Source organism: Parapedobacter tibetensis, assembly GCF_024704835.1.
In the GTDB taxonomy this organism is placed as follows: Bacteria; Bacteroidota; Bacteroidia; order Sphingobacteriales; family Sphingobacteriaceae; genus Parapedobacter; species Parapedobacter tibetensis.
Map to the genome: position 1 here is coordinate 44,196 of NZ_JAMXBE010000006.1, position 23,641 is coordinate 67,836.

Consider the following 23,641-nt stretch of genomic DNA (forward strand, 5'->3'; position numbering starts at 1 on the left):
ATGTAAACATAAGGTTTGTAAAAGAAAAAGTTTCCCGCTTAACCAATTATATGCATAAATATTAAATTATGTTTGGATTATTAAAATTAAATTATTTATATTGCGGTTACGTAAACGATGTGAGTTTTTCGAATATAAATCGTTGCGGGCATTGGCTACAAATTAAGTTAGGAAAGTTTGTTAGCTATTTCCCGGCCAAGCTAACCGGTTCAATTTCGATCAGGCAAGTGGCTTCAAACTGCGCGACCCGCATTGAAATATCGAATCCAGATGGATAGTTTAATTTTGAATATACGCCAACAATTATAAACATCATGATTAAGTACATAGCGGGAGAAATGTGTTTGTTGTTTTTTAATCCATTTTAACGGTAACGTTACCGTTAAAAATGTAATAGATATAACTTGTTGTTTTTCAAATGTATATTATTGATTAATGGCTGCCTGCACCATGGATAGACATGGCCTACGGTGATGTGGCTTTTATGTACAAATGGAAATAAGACTCTACATACGTAAAATTTGAAAATAAAGCGGAGATCATGAGACTATCCGTATTGATGATGCTTTGGATGTATGCGTTGACCGTCTATGGACAAGACCTAACGATCTGTGGCCGTTTGTGCGATTGGTAAAACGAATCCAAAATCCCGGCTGGCAGTAGGAAGCACAACATTGATTGAATGATTTAAGTGGAAACAATTAACTATTGACAACATGAAACACGATGGACTAAACCGCCGCAACTTTATCGGTAAAGTTGGGTACGGCACTTTAGCAGCACTTGCAGCAACCTCTATTCCTTCTTACGGGTCAATTTTTTCAAAAGATACGGACAAGCTTGCTATTTTTGGCGGGAAACCGGTGAGGGGCAACAAGCCGTGGCCAAGGTGGCCGTACGTCGATGAAAAAATCGTTGAAAAGGTGACTGAAACGACCCGTAGCGGTATTTGGTGCCGCATCCAGTCGGCTACGGGAACCGTGCCAACTTTCGAGCAGGAGTATGCCAAACTATTGGGCACATCATATTGCGTAGCCACAGGCTCGGGCACACAAGCACTCAGTACCTGTGTAGAAGCATTGGGTATTGGCCCGGGAGATGAGGTGATTACTTCCCCGTATACCGATATGGGTACCGTGTCTGCTATCCTCACCAGCCGGGCACTCCCGGTACTGGCCGATTTAGACCCTGATTCCTACCAATTGGATCCCGATGATGTCGAAAGGCGCATCACCCCCAATACAAAAGCCATTATGCCGGTACACATCATGGGACAGCCCTGTGAAATGGACCGCATCATGGCCATTGCCAAAAAGCACAATCTCCGGGTTATCGAAGATTCCTGCCAAGCCCAGCAGTCGATCTACCGAGGACAGAAGCTTGGTACGATTGGAGATTTAGGCTGTTTCAGTTTTCAGAGTTCGAAAACAATGCCATGTGGAGAAGGGGGAGCGATCGTAGGCAACGATTATGATCTGATGGAACAATGTTTCACCGTGCAGAACCACGGTACTTCTCGGCAGGGTAGGCACGTCACGATTGGCCCCAAATATCGGATGAACGAATTTGAAGGTGCCGTCTTATTGGGTCAGCTGGACGGTATCGTAGACCGCTATAATAAACGCAATGAAAATGCACGGTATTTGACGGAAAAGCTCAAGGATTTTCCCGGATTAAGACCCCAAAAACTCTATGAAGGCACGGAGAGCGGCTCCTATTACCTATATGCCCTGTCTTACAAGGAAGCGCATTTCAACGGTGCTACCCGCGCTCAGTTCTTGAAAGCCTTGTCTGCCGAAGGAATCGGATTAAGCCCATATATCTCAAATGGCTTGCATAGAGAACCCTGGATAGACCACATCGTTGGCCTTGATTCCTATAAAAAAATGTACGGTGAGCAGCGCCTCGAGGCATTTAAGGCTGGCATGGACCTGCCCAACTGTGATCGGGTCTGCAATGAAATGGCCATGTTGTGGGCGTCCGGGCCATTATTGGCAGAGCGAGAAGATATGGATCATATCGTGGATGCCATTATGAAAGTATACGAGCATAGGGACCAATTAAAATCAATATAAGGGAAGTGATGCGGAACGCATGAATCCCGCTATACTCCTAAAACAATACAGCGATGTATCCGCTTTTGAAAAGCATCGCGAAAAAATCGCCTCCACTTTGGACTGGCTGTTGGGCGACTCGGGCAGTATGTTGAGCGACTTCATTAAAAGTGCATTAACCAAAGTTTTAAACCCAACAATACAAACTTAACGATTTCCACCGGAAACGCCTGTATTGTTCATGAACTAAAAAAATGAACAACAAAAGACTTCGACACCACCTTGGTTGTTTGGTATCATCACAAACTTATTTGGCCATGAAACTGACCATTGTCATATTTTTTGCATCCATCATGGTTTCTTTGGGTAACGTCCATGCGCAGCGCGTCAGTTTGGGTCACCATCACGTTCCATTGAAGAAGATATTGATGGAAATCAGCTGGCAATCGTCAATAGCTACTGGTAGCGCGCAAATGCCGGTTTTGGTACAGGAACGAACGATTAGCGGTCGTGTAACGGACGAACAAGGTAGGCCATTAGAAGGGGTAAGCGTGCGGGTAAAGGGTGCCGAAGAAGGAACGGTTACCGCCGCGGACGGTACGTATCGCATTACCGTCCCTGCCGCAAGCAGTGTGCTGGTTTATAGTTATGTGGGTTTCGCCAGGCAGGAAGTTGCCGTAGACGGGCAAACAGCTATATCCATCGTGTTGGCAGGACTTGTCAGCGACTTGGAGGAAATAGTGGTCGTAGGCTACGGCACGCAGAAGAAGGAAAACCTCACCGGCTCGGTCGATGTTATTTCGGGGGACCGATTGAAAGACCGTGCGGCAAACAATGTAGCCGACTTGGTAAAAGGCGCCTCACCCAACCTCAGCATCTCGATGAATATGCGTGGCGGCGAACCGGGGTCGGCGAGCGGTTGGAACATTCGGGGAATGGGGTCTATCGAAGGTAATGCTTCGCCATTGATCCTGGTGGATGGTGTGGAAATGAACATCAACAACGTTGATCCGGAATCCATAGAAAGTGTTTCGGTATTGAAGGATGCTTCGGCTTCCGCGGTTTATGGATCACGAGCTCCTTTCGGGGTGATTTTGATCACGACCAAGAAAGGGAATAACACGGGAGGCGTCACGATTCAGTATACCGACAATTTATCGTTGAGCAGCCCTGTGCGGTTACCGAGCTTTGTCGATTCGTATACGTGGGCAACCGCATACAACCAAGCGGCTGCAAACGCCGGGGCAACTGCGGTGTACAGCGATGAACAAATGGAACGGATTCAAGGGTATTTAGATGGCTCATTCCCGTATGAATATGATCCAGACAACCCAATAGACAATTTGTGGGCTGGCCGTCGGAATGGTAATGCCAACAACGATTGGCCGCAGTTGTTGATGCGGGATAATTCGTTCAGCCAAAAACACAACATCAACGTATCAGGGGGTAACGAACATAACCAATACTACGTTGCAGGAGGGTATGTGGAAGAGAATGGGCTATATCAATGGGGTAACGATAATTATAAGCGCTATAATTTTATGGGTAACTATAATACCACGATTACCTCTTGGTTGAGATTCAACTCCAGCGTAAAGTATACATCCAAAAAGACGGATTACCCCATTGGTTATACGACAGTAGGACGCGAACACTTCTTTAACGGGCTACTGACGTTTGCCCCGATGATGCCGTTTTATAACATCAATGGTACGGTGCAAAGTCCGTTGGTGAGGTATTTGGAGGGCACTGGGCGGGATAATGGCCATACCAGTGATTTTTTCCTCACCTTGGGCGGGGAGTTGGAACCTATCAAAGGGTGGAAAACCTCGTTTTCCTACAATTACAATAATCAAGGCTTTCGGAGTACATCCAACCCGCGACCCGTACCGGTTGAACTGGGTAACGGCGAATTTGGTAATATCGGCAAACCTGTTGCCGGCTACGGGTCGGCATTCTCCCAGAATATATACACGCTGATCAATGGGGTGACATCGTATGAAAATACGTTCGGTCGGCATTATTTTAAAGGGATGGCGGGCTATGAACAGGAATACCGCTATTATACAGGGATTACGGGGTCAGGAGCCAATCTGATCAATATCGACGTGCCTTCCATTAGTACGTCGCTGGGTGAACGGGTTTTGGAAGACCAGATTTACCATTGGGCAACACAGGGTGTCTTCGGCCGGATTAATTATAATTTCGATGAAAAATACCTCGTTGAGTTCAGTGCACGGTACAACGGTTCTTCTCGGTTTGCATCTGGAAAACGTTGGGGATTTTTCCCGTCGGCTTCCGTCGGATACGCGATTTCCAAGGAAAGTTTCTGGGAACCGATCAAGGGCTATGTGAATAACCTGAAATTCAGGGCTTCGTATGGTGCTTTAGGAAATCAAAACATCATCCAAAGCGGGCATCAAAACGTGAGGAATTACCGCTACTTGGCTACCATACCTACGGGTAGTCAGCTAAACTGGATTATCGATGGTGAGCGGCCAGCATATGCCGACGCCCCTTTATTGATCAGCGACGATTTGACTTGGGAAACCATTACCTCCTTTAATGCAGGGGTCGACGCGGCATTTTTGAATAACCGGTTGAACCTGACGTTCGACTGGTACAATCGGAAAACCTCCGATATGGTGGGTCCGGCCATTACGTTGCCGTACCAGCTTGGAGCGGCTCCTCCGCGTACGAACAATGCAGAGCTATCGACAAAGGGCTTTGAACTCGTGTTGTCATGGGAAGATCGGCCATCGCCCCAGTTTGGGTATAATGCCAGCGTAAGTTTCGGTGATAACCGCACGGAAATCCTCCAATACCGCAACGATAAAGGGACGGTGGATACGTGGTATGCAGGAAAACAAGTGGGTGAAATCTGGGGTTTCGAGAGCGGCGGATTGATCCAGACCGAAGGGGAGGCTATGGCAGACCAGTCTAAATACTGGGATTCTTGGGGCCCTGGCGATATGAAGTATCAGGACTTGAATGACGATGGTGTCATTAATGATGGCCAACGGACGTTGGATGATCATGGCGATCTGACCGTCATCGGCAATGACCAGCCGCGCTACAACATCGGTATTACCGGGGGCGTAAACTGGAAACAGTTTGATTTTTCCATGTTCTGGCAGGGCATAGGTAAGCAGGATTATTACCCGGATACCGGTTCGCCGGTGTTCTGGGGGTTGATCAATTCGTGGGCGGGATCAGCCATTTTTAATGACTCACCCAATCTGGACTATTGGCGCTCGGCCGACGAGACGAATATCCTCGGCCCCAATACCGATGCTCACCTACCCAAACCCTACTTTACAAACGAAACGGGTAAGAACCGACATACCCAAAGCCGGTATTTGTTGAATGCGGCTTATTTGCGGCTTAGGAATGTACAGGTTGGCTATACGCTGCCGGGCGATTTCCTGAATCGATTTAAGATCAGTAACGTACGGGTGTACTTTTCCGGGGAAAACTTGCTGCTGATCACAAGTGTGCCTAAAGTCGCTGATCCGGAAACGATGATTGCTTCGGATAAAGATTTTGGAGGCTACCAAACCACTGGTATGATATACCCGCAGACCAGATCATTTTCGTTTGGACTGAATCTTACCTTCTGATTTTTAAATAAACATGTTATGAAACCATCATGATTTATTCAACCACACAGGGGAATGAATAAATCAGATAGCTTCATCACCGTTAAAAACAAATTATATACAGATGAAAAAGTATTGTATCATCATAATTATATTGTTAGCACTGTTTAACAGCGCTTGTGATAAAGACTTCCTCGATCGCAGACCGTTGGATGCTACCACGTCCGATGTTTTCTTTGAAACGCCCGATCAGATGCGTGTATATATCAATACGTTCTACAACTCCGCCAATTTCCCTAAGTATGCTAACCACGGGAGTGACTACGATAGCGATAATCAGGTTACCGGTACTCCCAACCAACGGTTGCAGGGTACGCGTACGGTGGCGACCTCGGGTTCCATTGGATTCGGTGATGTACGGCGGATCAATTTTTTCTTCGATAATTACCGAAGGGTAGAAGAAAACCATGAGTTGGAAGAATATCAGCAATACTTGGGCGAAGCTTATTTCTTCCGTGCTTTGGTATATTTTAAGTTGTTGCAGAGCTATGGAGACATACAGATCGTCACGAAAGAGTTGACTGTCGATTCGCCCGAACTGTACAACCCACGGGATCCGCGAAATGCCGTTGCCGATTTTATCATTGGCCAACTGGATTCTGCTGCTATGTACTTAACTGCCGAAAAGACTTCTGGTGCCGGACGGATAAACCGTTGGATCGCCTTATTGATCCAAAGCCGGGTAGCACTGTACGAGGGGTCATGGGAGAAATACCATGACGGCACACCCTTTGGCGTGGATAACCCTGATCCGGATAAGTATTTTACAAAAGCGGCGGAGGCTGCCGAAGAGGTCATCGATGGAGGGGTGTACAGCGTGTACAGCACAAGCAATCCGGAGTCAGATTACAAAGACCTGTTTGCTCAGTTGGACTTCGCGACCAACAGCGAGGTGATGTTTTGGCGCAAGTACGACAACAACTTGACAGGGGGTGACGGGGACTTTACCAATGACCGTTTTTTCCGGATGGAAACCCCAACAAACAAAACCATCACCAAGGAGTTAGCAGATGCGTACTTGTGTACCGATGGCAGTCCCATTAGTGGCAATGCCCTGTTCGGCGGGCACAATACGCTAGCTTCCGAAACCGAAAACCGCGACCCCCGTTTTTATCAAACCATCGCTACGCCGGACCAGGTCTGGAAGATCCATGACAATGGTGACACCGAGTACTGGAGCGGCGCCTATGACCGACTCAATTCTTCCGCCGATTATAACGCACCCAGCGGTTACATCATTCAAAAAGGGTACAACCCGAACTTGGTATACCATGTGCAGCAGTATGAAGAGTCGCCCGGTATGATCTACCGGTATGCCGAAGTCCTACTCAACTACGCGGAAGCCAAAGCTGAATTGGGCAAGCTTACACAGGATGATATTGACAAATCCATCAAACCCCTAAGGGAGCGCGTGGGTATGCCCAACTTGGTGCTGGCTGATATCGCCACAGATCCCAATTGGGAATTTCCTGATTTGTCGCCTGTGATCAACGAGATTCGGCGCGAACGCAGGGTGGAATTGGCTGCTGAGGGCTTCCGTTGGGATGATATTGCCCGCTGGGCGGCGGCAGATGAGCTGATTGTGGGCGAACGGCCAAAAGGATTCATGGCTGCCCAGATTTCGAAAAACCCGTATCCGGTGGATGAGGACGGTTTCCTCGACCCTTATCAAAACGCTATGCCTTCCGGTTACGGCTTTAAATTGGACAGGGATTACTTAAATTCGATACCGGAGAGTGAAATTGTACTCAATGACAACCTGACCCAAAACCCAGGTTGGTGAGAAATGTAGTCGCGGCGGTACTGCTGAGTGTAGCAATAGCCTGTACACCCTCGAAAGACGAGCATGATACCGTTAATGTAACGCATGATGAATAGGAGGTGTTTTTTAAAGCAGGGTGTACTTTGATGATGAACTTTACCGGAAAAAATAGCGTTGTTGGCCTGATGCTTTTGGTCTGTGTTACTTCCTGCCGGACAGCGGACGAGTTCAAGAAGGAAACGGTTGATTATGTGAAGTTGGAAAAATCGTACCTTGAGGTAGCTACGGTAGCCGATGGATTGCATGTCCCTTGGGGGATAGATTATTTTGATGGGAAGCTCATTTTCACCGAAATCACGGGCAAGGTGAAACAACTGGATTTGGAGACGGGAAATGTTTCGATATTGCTGGTGCTGGATGAGGTGTTTCAGAAAAGGACGACGGGCCTTTTGGACATCGCGGTACAACAAACGACCGACGCCAACCCCTTTGTTGTATTGAATTATACCGCTGAAGAAGATTCGATGATTGTGTCTAACCTGGTGCGGTATACCTATACGGGTGATACGCTGCTCGACCCCAAAAAACTATTGGTTGCTAAAGGGTACACCGGACACAATGGTGCACGTGTGATCATTGATAAGGGCGATATCATCTATTGGGCTACGGGTGACGTTGCTGATAACACCCAGGCTCAGGATTCGACAACGTGCAACGGCAAGATCCTCCGCCTGCAACTGGATGGTTCCATACCGGCAGATAATCCCATCCCAGACAGTTATGTGTATGCATGGGGGTTCCGGAATATACAAGGGCTCACTTTAGGTGGACAGGGCAACCTATTTACTTCGGAACACGGTGATGCCATTGAAGATGAAATTAACCGGATCCAGCCGCTGCATAATTACGGTTGGCCGCAGATCGAAGGAATGCATGATACACCGGAGGAACTTGCAATTGTGGAGAACCATCGCCGTACTGAACCGATCAAATCGTGGACGCCGGTAATTGCACCGGCGGGTTTGGCCTATTATAACCATTCCGGGATACCGGAATGGCAAAATACGTTATTACTGGTCACCCTGAAAAGCCAAACACTGCGGGTATTGCTACTGAATGAAGACCACACGGCTATAACCGGAGAAAAAACCTATTTTTCGGATCGGTATGGTCGTATCCGGGACGTGCTCGTGGCACCGAACGGCGACGTGTATCTGGCTACCAGCAATCAGGATTGGAATCCGCAACCCGGCTTTCCGTTGGACACCGACGACCGGATCTTGCGCATTCGGAAGACACCGGATATCCCTGACGCCGAAGCTTATGTAGAAGCAGATGTATACGAAGATACCAATGCGTTGGATGGCGCTGCAATATACAAAAACTATTGTGCGTCCTGCCATAAAGATGACGGCATGGGGGTGGCAAACAGTTTCCCACCGTTGAAAGGATCGCGCAGTATAAATAACACGGCAGCATTTATCGATATCCTCCTGAATGGAACAGACGGACAGCAGCGAATAAATGGTGTGACGTATGATCAGCCGATGGCCAGTTTCTCTTTTCTAGAAGATGAGGAGCTGTCGGCCATCATCAACTATGTAAACACGGCCTTTGGAAGCGGGCGGTTGATCCTTACGAAAGAAGTAACAAATCAAAGACAACGCGAGTGATGAATAACAAGAAACATATAAACTGGTTGTCGGTACTTGGTCCCGGCGTGATCACAGCGGCGCTGGTATTCGGCCCCAGCAAGATGACCATCACCTCTAAAATGGGTGCGGATTTTTCCTATTCGTTGTTATGGGTTATCGTGGTAGCCATCTTTTTCATGATGATTTTTACCAACATGAGCGCCCGCATAGGCCAGCACAACCGGGAATCCCTATTGACCCTGATACGGAAGAAAACCGGTCGGTTTGGTAGTATCTTCATAGGTGTGGGTGTTTTTTTGGTGGCTACTTCATTCCAGGCGGGCAATTCGACCGGATTGGGCATTGCTATCGGGGAGGCCACCGATTCGAACCCCAAAATCTGGATCGTCGTATTTAATGGATTGGGTATCGTTTTATTGTTTTTCCGATCTTTTTATAAGTTGATGGAAAAAGTGATGCTGGCCTTGGTGCTCCTGATGCTTTTCAGTTTCGTAACCACAGCCATTGTGGTGAAACCACCTATCGCAGCAATATTTTCGGGATTGATGCCTTCCTTACCTGATAAATCGGTGGGTCTCGTCGTCGCGTTCATCGCTTCCTGTTTTTCGTTGGTGGGTGCGTTTTACCAATCGTATCTGGTGCAGGAGAAGCGGAAGAGCCAAGGTTTGGAAGCAGGCGCCGGAGGCCATGCTCAATTGAGTAGTACAATGGGGATTGTAATTTTGGGGCTGATGAGTGCCGTGGTACTGATCTGCGCGGCAACGGTTTTGAATTCACAGGGCATCAAGGTCAATTCGATCGCGGTTGGCCAAGACGGAAGTATCTATTCGCTAGCGCGCTTTGTGCATGGAGGTGAAGAAATAGAAGATTTAATCAAAATTCCTAATCCTTTTGAACAAAATTAAACATGAATAATATGATGAATATAAAAGCAACTATTTATTTTTTTGCTGTTCCTTTATTTTTCTGCATCCTTCTGTTGTCCTGTGAAAGTGCGCGATATGACGACGCATTGAGCCCAGAAAAAGCGCTGGAAAGTTTTACCATAGCTGCGGGTTTTACCATCGAAACATTTGCATCCGAACCTTACATTATAGATCCAGTGGATATGGTCTTTGATGAGTCTGGCAATATCTATTTAATAGAAATGGGGGATTACCCCTACAAACCGGAACTGGGAGAAGGTAAAGGAAAGATCAAACTATTGAAAGATGTCGATGGCGACGGGAAAATAGATTCCGTGGTGGTATTTGCCGAGGGGATCCAAGATGCGACAAGCCTGCTGCCTTGGGACGGCGGCGTGATCGTGACCAGTGCACCGGATATCTTGTACTTGAAGGATACCGATGGGGATGGTATAGCCGATGAGCGAGAAGTATTGTTTACAGGTTTTTTTGAAAATAATTCGGAAGCGCAGATTACCAGTTTACGCTATGGGGTTGACAATTGGATTTATGCAAACAACAACGGTCAAATAGGTGCCGTGAAATTTAATCGGTTGCAGGATGCCCCGGCGGTGTCCGTGGGGGGGGGAGACTTTAGGTTTAGGCTTGACAAAAACCTGTTTGAAGCCGAGAGCGGAGCCGGGCAATTTGGTTTGGCCGTGGATGACTGGGGCAACCGTTTTTTTACACAGAACACGCTACATATTCAAACTGCACCTATCCCCAGGCGGTACTTACATAGGCATGGATACCTGCCTTCCTATTCATCGGTTTCAAATATTTATGCGCATGATTTAAGGGTATACCAGATCAGCGAGCCCCCCTACTGGCGGGTGGCGCGCAGTACACGCCGCCAACAGCAATATGATGAAGCGGGCTTAGATAGAACAGAGCATATTGAGGGGCATTTTACCGGAGCTTCAGGAGGCACCCTGTATGCCGCCGATCTTTTCCCGGAATCCTTTTACGGCAATGTGTTTACGGCTGAAGTGGCCTGCAACCTGATCCACCGCGACGTCATTGTGCCCATTGACGAGGGACCATTCTTTTCGGCAAGACGCGATTCTTCTGAATTGGAACGTGAATTTTTAGCGTCAAAAGATACCTGGTTTAGACCCGTCAATTTCAGTGTGGGCCCCGATGGAGCACTGTACATCATTGATATGTATCGGCAACACATTGAAACTCCTGTTTCCATTCCGGATGACCTGAAAACGGAAATGGATTTTTTATATGGCAACCAATATGGCCGGGTTTATAAGGTATATCCGGAAGACAAGACACCACCTGCACTAGCGAGTCCAAACCTGAGGGACGTACCTACAGCGGAATTGGTTGATTTATTGACCAGAAATGACCAATGGTGGCGTATCCAAGCCCAGCGTTTGATTGTAGAACGGCAGGATAAATCAATTATCCCGGCATTAGAGGAGATGGTTCATCAGCATTCGGATCCCCGTACGAGGTTACATGCCTTATATAGCCTGGAAGGGCTGGATGCATTGACAGGCTCAATCGTAGAGAAGGCGTTGGATGACCAGGATGCACAAGTGAGGAGACATGCCATTGTATTATCAGAGCGCTATCCGGAAAATGTTCGCTTACTCGCCACCAAAGTTGACGATCCAGCATCCCAAACCGCTTTCCAGGCAACATTAAGCATCGGGCAGTTTTCGGATGAGGTCGCCGTAGCCGTTTTAGCCAAAGTTGTACAGCAGCATGGTGGTGACGACTGGTTTAGGAAGGCTGTATTGAGTTCAGAAGCAGGTTCTTCGGTAGCGCTTTTGGAAATGCTATCGAAAGCGCGATTTTTCGATCAATCGGGAAACGACAAAATCAGTTTCCTCACAGATTTTGCCTATGTGATCGGTGCGCGTGGCAAGTTAAACGAGATTCAATCCCTTGTGCGTGTTTTGACAAAGGCAAATAACGAAGATAGCGAAAAACTACAACTGGCTTATTTGGCTGGTCTTGCAAAGGGAGTGGGAAAAGCAACGTTTTCAGGTGACCAAAAGCAGCAGATGATTACATTGCTTGAAGCGCAAAAGAAGACTTCCGCTGATGTTGAAAAAGCAGTTGACGGTGTGGTATCGGCCCTCAGTCAGGATAACGGTTAATTACATGTTGAATAATGGAGAGACCAATGAATACGCGACGGTATTTTTTACATAAATTGATTGCTACAGGGTTCTACTTCCTTGCTGGAAGTACAGTCTTAAGTGCTTGCAAAGGAGGAAATAAGAGAAGCCAGGAAAACGGTAAAGAAGCCAGTGACCGGTTCGGTGGCAACTGTGGTGATTTTTCAAAATTGACTGAGGGTGATTTTCAAACCAGGAAGAAATTGGGATATGTCGAAAAATCTCCTGCGGAAGATACGCAGTGCCAGTATTGTAATCTCTGGCTCCCACCGAAAGAAAATCAAACTTGTGGGGGGTGTACGTTATTTGCAGGACCAATCGAAGCAGAAGGAACCTGTACGTATTGGGTGCCAAGGCAACAGTGACGGATCGGTGCATGGTCTCTCGTACGGAAATTAAACAACACTGATGAGCAAATTATTTACGACTACCGGGTTGATGATCTCCATGCTTTTTAGTGGAATTGCCTTTTCAGCGGATCGGCCAAACCGAGCTGAGGCAAAGAGAGCAATACACTCACCGTTAAGCCAGCAATCGATGGTAAAAATTGTTGCATTCGGCAACTCCATTACTGCACCCCGAAAATCCGTTGATCAAGTTTTCGCGCAACGTTTGCCAGCGCTGCTGGCAGCTAAGGGAATTGTATGCGAAGTCGTCAATTCGGGTGTGGGAAGCAGTCATACTGGAACCCTTGCTGATAATGATTTTGCCAAGGTAAAGCATGGACTTGAACGATTTGAAACAGACGTATTAGCTCACAACCCGGACATTGTGATTATCGGATTTGGGACAAATGATGCCTATATCGATGAAAATACACCAAACGGAACATCACGTATAAATGTGCCCAAATACCAGGAAAATCTGGCATACATGGTGGAGCGTTTGCAACGAAAAGGCACCATTGTCATTTTGACGGCTCCCAGCCCATTGTCATTTCCACGACCGACATTTCAAAATGACAGGCTCTATCAGTATGTCAAAGCCGTCAGGAAACTGTCGAAAAAATACGATACGGGTTTGGCGGATAATTATAAATTGTATATGGAGTACAGAAAAGATGGAGAAGGATACGAAGTGTTGCTGCCCGACGGAGTTCATCCCAATGATGAAGGACACCGGATCATTGCTGAAAATCTGGTCAACTGTATCACAAAAGAATTAAACAGGCAACAAAATCGCCAAAAAATCCGAGTACGTAATTTGGAGAATAGCATACGGCCGTTTCCGCCATGATCACTCCAATTACGCCAAATGTTTTTTTTTATATAAAATATTTGGATTTTATATTTAGTTTGTTATATTTGTTTTAGTAAACCACTTATAAATCTCAGTTAGATTGTTGGGATAGGATTTTGGAATTTATAGCTGCTTTTTGGAGAAGTCCGTTGTAGTAAGCTATATAAGATAATTTGTTTATTCGTTATTACAGGTTCCATAATTGTTCAACTAATTTACAGAAAAATTGTGAGATTAGCATCGATAAATAGCTGTACAAAATTACTTACCAGTTAGAAATTTCTTTTTTTTATCAATGTACGTGTACGTACACGTCAATACTTTTTTTTTATAGTTTTTACTTTAATCTAAGTATTTATGAGAAGGGTATTTCACAACAATATTGCTTGCAAAAGACGGTTTATCCAACAGCATGTGATTTATTCGGCGGTCGTGTTACTAATGGTATTGTCAGTGCCCCTAGGGGCTGCTGCGCATTATTTTAGTGAAGGGAATAGGGGGCATCCCCTTTTTTCACCGATTTCGGTTACGTACACGATATTTAATGATGCCGCTCAGGAACTTACTGTTTCCGATGCCTATTCATATGTGAACGATGTGATGGCCGGAACAGCCACTATTTCCTGGATGGTAGTCTGGCATTATAAAAATTCGGGACTAAGGGTTCATATGTTATCTCCTAAAGGCAAGAAAATATTCCATTTCCGTTTCCCGTCAGTCCGATTGGCAGGCGAAGATGAACACAAGTTGGATAAGTTCTACCGTAACAGGATCATGCAGCGCCATTCCGGAAAAGCATCTACGTTCCTTGCGGTACATGAACCTTTCAAGAAAAAACCTTGGATTGAATCGGTGAGGGTGGAAGGAGAAGCTTTGTTAATACGCTATAAAGCGGCATGTGGGAAAGAATCAAAGATTTTGCTAAAGCTGCCGTTTAAACTGCAATTTGTCATGCACCCAATATTTGCATTTAATAATTTATGCGGTTATATTATTTGTTTGTAAAACCGCATGTAAAACGCATTTAATTGTTGTGTGGATTTTCGTAAGTATTGTACAATGCCTGATCGGGGCTTTGGTAGTTTGATAATTAAAATGAAGTTTTAGTATCATGATGATCATACTTATACGGGTTCCAACAAAGTAATTTGGACGGATCCATTCAATAAGCGTAATTATTAATCTTCACCTTAAATAATAAAACCGATGTATTATGAACAAAACACATTACAAAGATGAATTCTATGGTGTAGAAATAGGAAATAAGCTTTCTGTTTTCTTACCAAGATGGACCATGCGGATTTTTTTTTCGCCGCCATTGGGCGCTGCAAATTTGACGGCAGAAATCGTTAAGCATCGAACTACTGGAACGGGGGCGTATGTTTTCTTTTTTAGTGGTATCGGGTACGTGCATGAAATAATAAAAAGGGAGAAATTGCCCAGATGGTTAGACGGCTTTCACCAGTACATGTCAACTCTATTGCGATGAATATTTAACTACTCTATCAACGTTTTAAATTATGAAAAATGAAATTTACAAATACGTTATTTTTGTGATGGCAGCGCTGCTGCCATATCCCTCCTCGATTACACTTGGTGCGATTGAAGCCAACCCAATTCAACAGGAACGCACGGTTAAGGGTCGCGTAACTGATGCCAACGAAGCCGGTATCATCGGGGCCAGCATCAAAGTAAAGGGAACAACCATTGGTGCCGTTACGGACATGAGTGGATGGTTTACGGTCACCGTTCCGGATGAAAATGCCATATTGGAAATCTCGTATGTCGGGTATACGACGAAAGAGGTGCCAATCAGGGGGGTGACCGAGGTGCGGGTAATCCTGGAGGAGGCTGCCTCTGAGATGGAAGAAGTGGTCATCACCGCTTTCGGTACACAGAAAAAGGAAAGTGTGTCAGCCGCCATTACCACGGTAAAGCCTTCCGACCTGAAGATCCCGTCGAGTAACCTGACGGCTGCGTTGGCCGGCCGGGTGGCCGGTGTGATTGCGTACCAGCGATCGGGTGAACCGGGGCTGGACAATGCGGAATTTTATATCCGTGGGGTGACGTCGTTCAGTACGGCCGGTAAACGGGATCCGCTGATCCTGATTGACCGGGTGGAAATGACTGCGAATGACCTGGCGAGAATGAATGTGGACGACATTGCATCGTTCTCCGTGATGAAAGATGCCAGTGCGGCAGCGTTATATGGCGCGCGAGGGGCAAACGGTGTGATTCTGGTCACCACCAAAGAAGGAAGTGTAGACCGCTTAACGATCAGCGTAAGAGGCGAACAGTCCAATTCGTACAATACGAAGATGCTGGATCTGGCCGACCCGGTTACCTATATGCGGCTGCACAATGAAGCCGTACGGACGCGGGATGCGATGGTGCCGTTGCCGTATTCATCCGCGAAGATCCGGGGTACCGAACTGGGCCTGGATCCGCTCCGGTATCCGGCCGTGAACTGGTACGACTACCTGATCGATGACAAGGCCACCAACCGGCGGATCAACCTGAACCTGACCGGTGGGGGCCAGTCCGTGCAGTATTACCTGGCGGCCAACTACCAGAACGACCAGGGTATCCTTAAAGAAAGTGAGGACAACCAGCTCAAGAACAACATCGATATCGACCGGTTGCAGGTCCGCTCGAACGTGACGATCAAGTTTGCACCCACCACAACGGGGGTGGTACGTGCCTACGGATCGTTTGACGACCGGACAGGTCCTTTTATCCCAAATATGAGGGACGAATATGATAGACCCGTGACCGGTGGTGCCGCAGTATTCCGCACAGCACGGAATGCCTCGCAGGTGAGTTTCCTCCCTTATTACCCGGCAGATGAAGCGAACGAGTTTACCAAGCATATCCTTTTCGGCAGGGATACGGAGATGTCCATGACGAACCCGTGGGCTATCCTGGCCAGTTCGTTCCAGGAATCAAGGGAATCCATGATGCAGGTGCAGCTGGAAATGGACCATAAGTTCACCGGGAAATTAGAGGGGCTCACGGCCTGGGGACTATACAACGCGCAGCGGAAAGGCTATTACGACCATACCCGTTCGTCGTTTCCGTTTTATTACAGTATGGCGAATACCATCGATGGATCCTACCGGCTGCTGCCGCTGAACCCGGACTCCGGAACCGAATACCTGAATTATGTGGGCGGCGGCAGGAGGGTCGAAGCCACTCAGTACGGGGAGCTGCGGTTAACGTATAACAAGATTTTGAACGGTAAGCATGATCTCAGTGGCTCCCTGGTCGGTACGATACGGAATGCGACGGGTACGATTAACGTTTTTACGGATGTGGCGGATCTGCTTCAGATAGCCCTGCCAAGAAGGAATATTTCGACAGCCGGCCGGTTTGCTTACGGGTATGATTCCCGTTATTACGCGGAGTTCGCCTATGGACTAAACGGCACGGAGCGGTTTGCAGAACGTAACCGGTGGGGTTTCTTCCCCACGGTGGGAGCAAGCTGGGTGATAAGCAACGAAGCGTTCATGTCCGGTCTGAAGGACAAGATCACGACTCTGAGGCTGCGGGGAACATATGGTGAAGTAGGAAACGACCAAATCGGTTCGGACATCGACCGGTTCTTCTATCTTTCCCAGATCGATATGAATGCTGGAGCATCGTACCCGTTCGGTGTACCGGGTACCGTTAACCATTCCCGTTCAGGCATCACGATCAACCGGTATGCCAATGAACTGATCACCTGGGAAATTGCCCGGAAAGCCAACCTGGGTATTGAGCTGGGGCTATTCAATGACTTCACCCTGATTGCTGATTTCTTTCACGAAAAACGCAGCAATATCCTGCAGACCCGGCAGGATATCCCGACGACCATGGGTATCCGCGGTACTCCGCAGGCCAACGTAGGTGTTGCTGAGGGGCGGGGATTCGAAGCGGAGATGAAATACAACAAAACGCTGGCCAATGGCCTCTGGTTCTCGATAAATGGTAACTTCACCTATGCGACCGCCCGTTTCAAGCAGTATGAGGAACCGGATTACAGCGATGTTCCCTGGCGTACGCGTGTAGGCCTGAAAATCAGCCAGCCGATGGGACTCATTGCCGAACGGTTGTTCGTCGATGCGGAAGAAGTGAATAATTCGCCCGTGCAGGAGTTCGGGGAATACATGGCGGGTGATATCAAATATAAGGATATCAATAACGACGGCAAGATCAACTCAGACGACGTGGTGCCGATCGGCCATCCGACTACTCCCGAAATCATCTATGGAACGTCTTTTTCGATCGGGTATAAAGCATTCGACGTCAACTTTTTCATTCAGGGTTCCGGCAGATCCTCGTTCTTTATCAGCCCGGTTGCCCTTACGCCATTCACCGGTCGTGGGCAGAAAGCCCTGACCCAGCTGATCGCGGACGATCACTGGTCTGAAACCAACCGGGATATCTATGCGTTCTGGCCGCGGTTATCGGAGTATGCTATTGGTAATAACAACCAGCAAAGTACCCACTGGCTGCGTGACGGTACGTTTGTACGGCTGAAGCAGGCTGAAGTGGGTTACACCCTGCCGGAGGGACTGACCAAAAGAGTCCATGTGAACATGATGCGGGTGTACCTGAGCGGAACCAACCTGCTTTACTGGTCTACGTTTAAGTTGTGGGATCCGGAAATGGCCGGACTGGGATTGGGTTACCCGGTTCAGCGGGTGTTCAACGTGGGTGTGAATGTTAAATTTTAATAACTGCTGAAAGTTGGCAATAAACGATTTACGAATGAAGAGTTTAATCAGAATAATGGCAGTCTGTTTCCTATTGGGGATAACTAGCTGTAACTACCTGGATGTAGTGCCGAATGACACCGCCACGCTCGATCATGCCTTCTCGAACCGGTCGGTGATGGAAAAGTTCATGAGAACGTGTTATTCACATTTACCAGACCCCACAAATCCGTGGCATTATCCGGCTTATTTCACCAGCCGGGATGAGTTCGATTGGAGAGGGGAAAGCAGGGCAGCAGTGATGCCCGCAGCCCAGATTTCCAGGGGTCTTCAGAATACGAATACCCCGTATCAGGATTACTGGTCGGGCACAAATGGCGCTAAAGCGATGTACACTGCCATTCGTGACTGCAATATTTTCCTGGAGAATGCACATATACCCCGGGATATTGACGAAACGGAACGGTTAAGGTGGATCTCCGAGGTAACATTCCTGAAAGCATACTACCATTTCTTCCTGGTGCAGCTGTATGGTCCGGTGGTATTGGTGAAAGAAAACCTGCCGGTGTCTACCAGTCCTGACGATGTAAAAGTATACCGGGAGCCGGTGGACGAGTGCATAGATTACATTGTGGAACTACTGGATGAGGCGGCAGCAGGTTTACCGGATGTCCTCCTGGATCCGACAACCGAACGGGGCCGGATTACCAAAATTATTGCGTTGGGTATTAAAGCCAAAGCACTGGCTTGGGCGGCAAGTCCGTTGTTTAACGGAAACCAGGATTATGCCGGTTGGATAGATAACCGCGGAAAGCAGCTGATATCCAATACGTACGATCCCTCGAAATGGGAGCGGGCTGCCGTCGCCATTAAAGAGGCGATTGACCTGGCCGAAGTCACCGGCCACCGGTTGTACGAATTCAATAAGTTTGCCGGTGGTGCCAGTACATTTGCCATGAACGACACCCTCGAGACCCTGATGACCGTCAGGAAGGCGATAACCGAGCAATATGACCAGAATCCGGGCGTGCTGTGGGCCACCCAGGAACAGTTTGCCAGTGGGAAAGGAGGGCCCGGACTGTCCATTCTGGGAAACATGCTGGCCAGCACGTTTCCGGTATTGTACAGCACTGACCAGCCCCTGCTGATCAACTACATGTCTGCCTCCTGGCACATGGCCGAGCTATATTATACCAATAACGGCGTGCCGATCAACGAAGATAAGAACTACGATTATAACAACCGGTTCAGCCTGCGCCGCGCGACACCCGGCGATAAGCATGAATCGTATATCGCTACCGGCGAGGTCACTTCATACTTACATTTTTTTCGTGAACCGCGCTTTTATGCCAGTTTAGGCATTGACCGGGGCTATTTCGAGCTGGTTTCCACCACCATCAACGGTGGCGCATCATTTGGCCCGGTTATCAAGAGCCGGTCGAATGAAGTGGGACCGGCGAACGGGCATGCCGCCTACACCCCCAAGAAAATCATTCCGTTTGAGTCATCAGGCAGCCGGGGCATTGCCGGCCAGGTGTATACGCAGTACCAGTACCAGTTTCCGCTGCTGCGTCTTGCCGACCTGTACCTGCTCTATGCGGAAGCGCTGAACGAAGTGAAGGAGCAGCCTGACCAGGATGTATACGTCTGGATTGACAAGATCCGGGAACAGACCGGACTGGATGGCGTGGTGGAATCGTGGCAGCGTGCAGCCTTTAACCCGGGTGCGCCCAGCAATAAGAATGACATGCGCAGGATCATCCAAAGAGAACGCCTGATCGAACTGTCGTTTGAAGGCCAGCGCTTCTGGGATGTCAGACGGTGGAAACGGGCTGAGGAGTTCTGGATCCTGCCCCCTACTTCGTGGAAGATGAACACCCTGGTAACGGAAGAGTTTTATGTTCCAACCCCCTACGCGGCGCCTCGTCAAATGACGTTCAAGGATTACCTGTATCCGATCAGGCAGTACGACCTGCGGGTTAATACCAATCTGGTGCAGACCTATGGCTGGTAAACACCGGAAGGGATGTATTTGGAATGACTATAAAGATAATGAGTTTTATGAAAAAGTATAGTTTTATAATCACAGCCTTGGCGCTTATGCTGGCTACCTGCACGGAGAGCGACATCAAACGGCCAAGTGGCGGAACCTGGAGCACAGGGCCCCTGACTGGGTATACGGTAACACCGATTAATGGTGGTGCCACAATTACGTATGACATACCCCGGGATAATGATATTCTGTATATCATGGCGGAGTATGAACGGAACGGAAAAACATTTACCGAGAAATCGTCCGTTCACAAAAATGAGCTGACCATTGAAGGGTTCAATACGACCAGTCCGGTGAAAGCCAGGCTGTATAAGGTCAACAAACAGGAACAGCGGTCGGAACCGCTGGAGATTGAATTTGAACCCCTGGAAGGGCTGATCACTATAGCGAAGAACTCCCTGAACATGATTCCCGGATTCGGGGGAATTGTAGCTTCCTGGCAAAATCCCGGAAATACGGAATTCGGTATACGCCTGTTGGTGCCGGACGACCAGGGGGAGCTGGTGACCCGGGAAATGTATTTCTCGTCAACGGAGGATGACCGACGCTCTTTCAGGGGCTTCGAACCGGAGGAGACGACCTTCGGCGTTGCCTTCGAAGACAAATGGGGGAATATATCAGATACCACCTGGTTAACAACAACGCCGCTTTTTGAGACGGTAGTTCCAAAGCCCTATGTGGACTTCCGTGCGAGTATACCGTATGACAATCCGACGAACCTGGCAGGCCGTGATATCAACGTACTTTGGGATAACATTGTGAATACCAGTAGACACGGGTGGTTGACCCAACCCGGTGCGGGGAACGGTTTATCCATGACCATTGACCTGGGGCAGGTAGTGAAGCTCAGCCGTATTGTGATCCATGGTTATCATGTCAATTCTGTGTATGGCCAGGCGAATATGACGCAGTTCGAGCTGTGGGGCTCCGATGACATCGATTTCGCGAAGCTGTCGGACCGACCCTACTGGCTGGATGAGACCAGTGTCCGTGATGGTAACTTCAGTAATGCTGTTGCCAATCAACTTGATGTCATGACGCCCATACCCGACCATACGTTTAAAGACGACTGGCAATATCTAGGATGGCATGCCATTCCGCGTTTTGACCGGATGGTGCCGCCGGACCCGCAGGGCGCATTAAACCTGGCCGCAAACGGCACGGAATATGAGATGCCCCTTGACGCCAGACCGGTACGTTACCTTCGGCTGTTCGTTCGCGAGATCACCGGTTTAATGCCGCCGGCACCTAATAACTATTGGTCTATGGGAGAATTCACAGCCTACGGGGATAATACGGTGCCACAAAACTGATTATGGGAGTGAAATTCAAACAGATGAAACCTGCATGAACTGCTACTCACAAGTAAAATAAATAAGAGCTCATGCAAGCTTCATTGCCATTTTAAAACACAATTCTAATGAAAAAGATAGATAAACTATTTCCGGGCGCGCTGAGCTTCCTCGCATCCGTTATCCTGCTGTTTTCCTCATGCGATAAAATGAATGATATCCAGCAGGAGTGGGCGGGGCTGGCGGAACAGGTGTATTTAGGGAAAGTCGATTCCGTTAAGTATTTTCCGGGGTTTGGCCGGGCCAAAATTGTCTGGTATATTGGGTCTGATCCCAAGGTAGAGCGGACGATCATCTATTGGAACATGCGGCAGGATTCCATTGTGAAAGAGTTCGTCCGTCAAGGCCCGGGTGTACAGAAGGATTCGGTTATCCTGGACAACCTGCCGGAAGGCTCGACGCTTTTTGAGTTCCGCAATGTGAACGGCAACGGGGAAACATCCTTGTATTCAACTGCCACCGTAACCGTGTGGGGATCTGAATATGCGGGTGGCCTGCGCGCCAGGACGGTGAACGCATTTGATTTTGATTATAGTCAGTCGCTTTTTGAACTTGGATTTTCTCCCGCTACCGTGGGTGACAGCGTGGTGTATTCGCAGATTATTTATACCAATTCGCTGGGTCAGGAAAGGACACTCCAGGTTGAACGGGAGACCAATAGCATTGAGCTGACGAATTTTCCGGATGGGGGCGAGTTTCGCTTCCGGACGGTCTTTTTCCCGCCGCAAGGGATCGATACGGTTTTTAATGATTATAGTACCTTCAGGGCACCTACGGCTGTCAATGAAAGGGGTATGAAGCTTTCCCTTGTAGGAAATATGGCAAGCAAGTACTTTGAACGGAACGGCGAAAGCCTGTACGAATGGACGGCGTCCGGTGCGGTGCTCGCCTATCCACTGGCTGCCGACGGATCGCTGGCAGCTACCGGCAGCCAGGCGGGGATCGTGTCCCGCGCCACCTACCGGGATCTCTTCTTCTACGATGACGATAAATTTATTGGAATAACAACGGGCAATGCGGTACATCTGCTCCGGATTGAGGGAGATGGCGCGGTCATTGTTAAAACACCTACGGGAGCCGATGTGATGGGATCAGGCTTCAGTTTTCCGCTGTTTATTCCGAGCCGGGGGTACTTCTTTTCCCTGGATCCGGGTACCTCTTCGGGAGAGCTGAAAACCTGGCTGGCGCAGAATAATGCAACCTGGGGCGCGCCTAACGGAACGACGGCAGGAACGGGATTCGCGGTATATGAGCCGCTCATGTTGTTTAATCACCAGGCACTTTTGGGTATGGATGCGGATGGCTATTTATGGAGTATCCCTGTTAGCGTGAGCGGCACCATTGGCTCCAAAAGCCGGTTGGGTAGCGGTTGGAATCGATTCAAAAAGATCGTCAGTATTGGAACGAAATTGTTGTGTATGGAAGAGAACGGTGATTTTTACGTGTTTGATGATTTCAATACGACCGATACGTTTTGGATTGTAGATTAAACGACAGGGAATGATACACGCGTTGATATGAAAAGATTAATCTTATTCTTCTTTATTCCACTTTCTTTGACCGGATACGCACAGTATGTTCCATTCACAGCAGATTCAATTCCTACGGTTGACGGGAAAGTTGTTTTCAGCGTCGATTTTGACTTTGATTTAAATAAGGAAGAGTTCCATAAAAGGGCACATGCTTTTTTGAATGACGAATTGAATCCCTATTCTGGAACCTTTCGAATGGATAGCGATGATCATACCGTTTGCCGAATAACTGAATATATCGGTATCAGTGCCAGTTTTTTCCAAACGTTCGGTATGTATATGACCTATAGCTTGCAGTTGGGGTACCGGGATGGATCTTGTGCGATGGTGATTCACGATATTACGTATATGGAGAAAGAGTATTTTGAAGCGCAGGAAAAAGCTCAACGCAAGCTCAATATGCCGGCGTATTCGGGAGAAGATGTTATGATCGATAAAAAATACACATTGATGCTGATAGGCGGGGCTTCGGATAAAGTTGCAGAAGCATCGGTTGCGCGGATCAATGAGATCGTCAACGAGTTGGAAGCATCTTTTGCAGACAAATGATTTTGGTGTC

15 protein-coding genes are annotated in these 23,641 nt (G+C 48.0%); all 15 read left to right on the forward strand.

The window, feature by feature from the left end:
* The first annotated feature begins 716 nt into the window (after positions 1-716).
* The 15 genes from NF543_RS11725 to NF543_RS11795 all read left to right on the forward strand — a co-directional run bounded on the left by NF543_RS11725 (position 717) and on the right by NF543_RS11795 (position 23,631).
* On the forward strand, positions 717-2,075 hold the full coding sequence (locus NF543_RS11725; RefSeq protein ID WP_257668317.1) for a DegT/DnrJ/EryC1/StrS family aminotransferase: 1,359 nt from the start codon (positions 717-719) through the stop codon (positions 2,073-2,075).
* Between the two features lie 233 nt (positions 2,076-2,308).
* Positions 2,309-5,674 carry a SusC/RagA family TonB-linked outer membrane protein gene (locus tag NF543_RS11730; protein WP_257668318.1) on the forward strand — a complete coding sequence of 1,122 codons (3,366 nt, stop codon included), beginning with the start codon at positions 2,309-2,311 and terminating at the stop codon, positions 5,672-5,674.
* A 103-nt stretch (positions 5,675-5,777) separates the two neighbouring features.
* Positions 5,778-7,496 (forward strand): RagB/SusD family nutrient uptake outer membrane protein, encoded by a 1,719-nt coding sequence (locus tag NF543_RS11735; protein WP_257668319.1) that lies wholly within the window; start codon positions 5,778-5,780, stop codon positions 7,494-7,496.
* 125 nt (positions 7,497-7,621) lie between these two features.
* Entirely contained in the window at positions 7,622-9,148 is a 1,527-nt protein-coding gene (locus NF543_RS11740) for a PQQ-dependent sugar dehydrogenase (protein WP_257668320.1), read from the forward strand.
* Positions 9,148-10,035: an Nramp family divalent metal transporter gene (locus NF543_RS11745; protein WP_257668321.1), complete on the forward strand. Its 888-nt coding sequence runs from the start codon at positions 9,148-9,150 to the stop codon at positions 10,033-10,035. Before NF543_RS11740 ends, NF543_RS11745 begins: the two co-directional genes overlap by 1 nt.
* An 11-nt stretch (positions 10,036-10,046) precedes the next feature.
* Positions 10,047-12,191 carry a PVC-type heme-binding CxxCH protein gene (locus tag NF543_RS11750; protein ID WP_257668322.1) on the forward strand — a complete coding sequence of 715 codons (2,145 nt, stop codon included), beginning with the start codon at positions 10,047-10,049 and terminating at the stop codon, positions 12,189-12,191.
* A 26-nt stretch (positions 12,192-12,217) separates the two neighbouring features.
* The gene (locus tag NF543_RS11755; protein WP_257957479.1) at positions 12,218-12,577 is read left to right on the forward strand and encodes a high-potential iron-sulfur protein; all 360 of its coding nucleotides are present in this window, start codon (positions 12,218-12,220) and stop codon (positions 12,575-12,577) included.
* Positions 12,578-12,620: 43 nt separating this feature from the next.
* On the forward strand, positions 12,621-13,448 hold the full coding sequence (locus tag NF543_RS11760; protein WP_257668324.1) for an SGNH/GDSL hydrolase family protein: 828 nt from the start codon (positions 12,621-12,623) through the stop codon (positions 13,446-13,448).
* 360 nt (positions 13,449-13,808) lie between these two features.
* A complete protein-coding gene (locus NF543_RS11765; RefSeq protein ID WP_257668325.1) occupies positions 13,809-14,456 on the forward strand; it encodes a hypothetical protein in 648 nt (215 codons plus the stop codon).
* Between the two features lie 208 nt (positions 14,457-14,664).
* Complete coding sequence (locus tag NF543_RS11770; protein WP_257668326.1) at positions 14,665-14,940, forward strand: hypothetical protein; 276 nt, start codon at positions 14,665-14,667, stop codon at positions 14,938-14,940.
* A gap of 31 nt (positions 14,941-14,971) precedes the next feature.
* Positions 14,972-18,166: a SusC/RagA family TonB-linked outer membrane protein gene (locus NF543_RS11775; RefSeq protein WP_257668327.1), complete on the forward strand. Its 3,195-nt coding sequence runs from the start codon at positions 14,972-14,974 to the stop codon at positions 18,164-18,166.
* Between the two features lie 34 nt (positions 18,167-18,200).
* A complete protein-coding gene (locus tag NF543_RS11780) occupies positions 18,201-20,159 on the forward strand; it encodes a RagB/SusD family nutrient uptake outer membrane protein (RefSeq protein ID WP_257668328.1) in 1,959 nt (652 codons plus the stop codon).
* 47 nt (positions 20,160-20,206) lie between these two features.
* Complete coding sequence (locus NF543_RS11785; RefSeq protein WP_257668329.1) at positions 20,207-21,511, forward strand: DUF4959 domain-containing protein; 1,305 nt, start codon at positions 20,207-20,209, stop codon at positions 21,509-21,511.
* A 107-nt stretch (positions 21,512-21,618) separates the two neighbouring features.
* The gene (locus NF543_RS11790; protein WP_257668330.1) at positions 21,619-23,040 is read left to right on the forward strand and encodes a DUF4998 domain-containing protein; all 1,422 of its coding nucleotides are present in this window, start codon (positions 21,619-21,621) and stop codon (positions 23,038-23,040) included.
* Between the two features lie 27 nt (positions 23,041-23,067).
* A complete protein-coding gene (locus NF543_RS11795; RefSeq protein ID WP_257668331.1) occupies positions 23,068-23,631 on the forward strand; it encodes a DUF4468 domain-containing protein in 564 nt (187 codons plus the stop codon).
* The last annotated feature ends 10 nt before the right edge of the window (positions 23,632-23,641 follow it).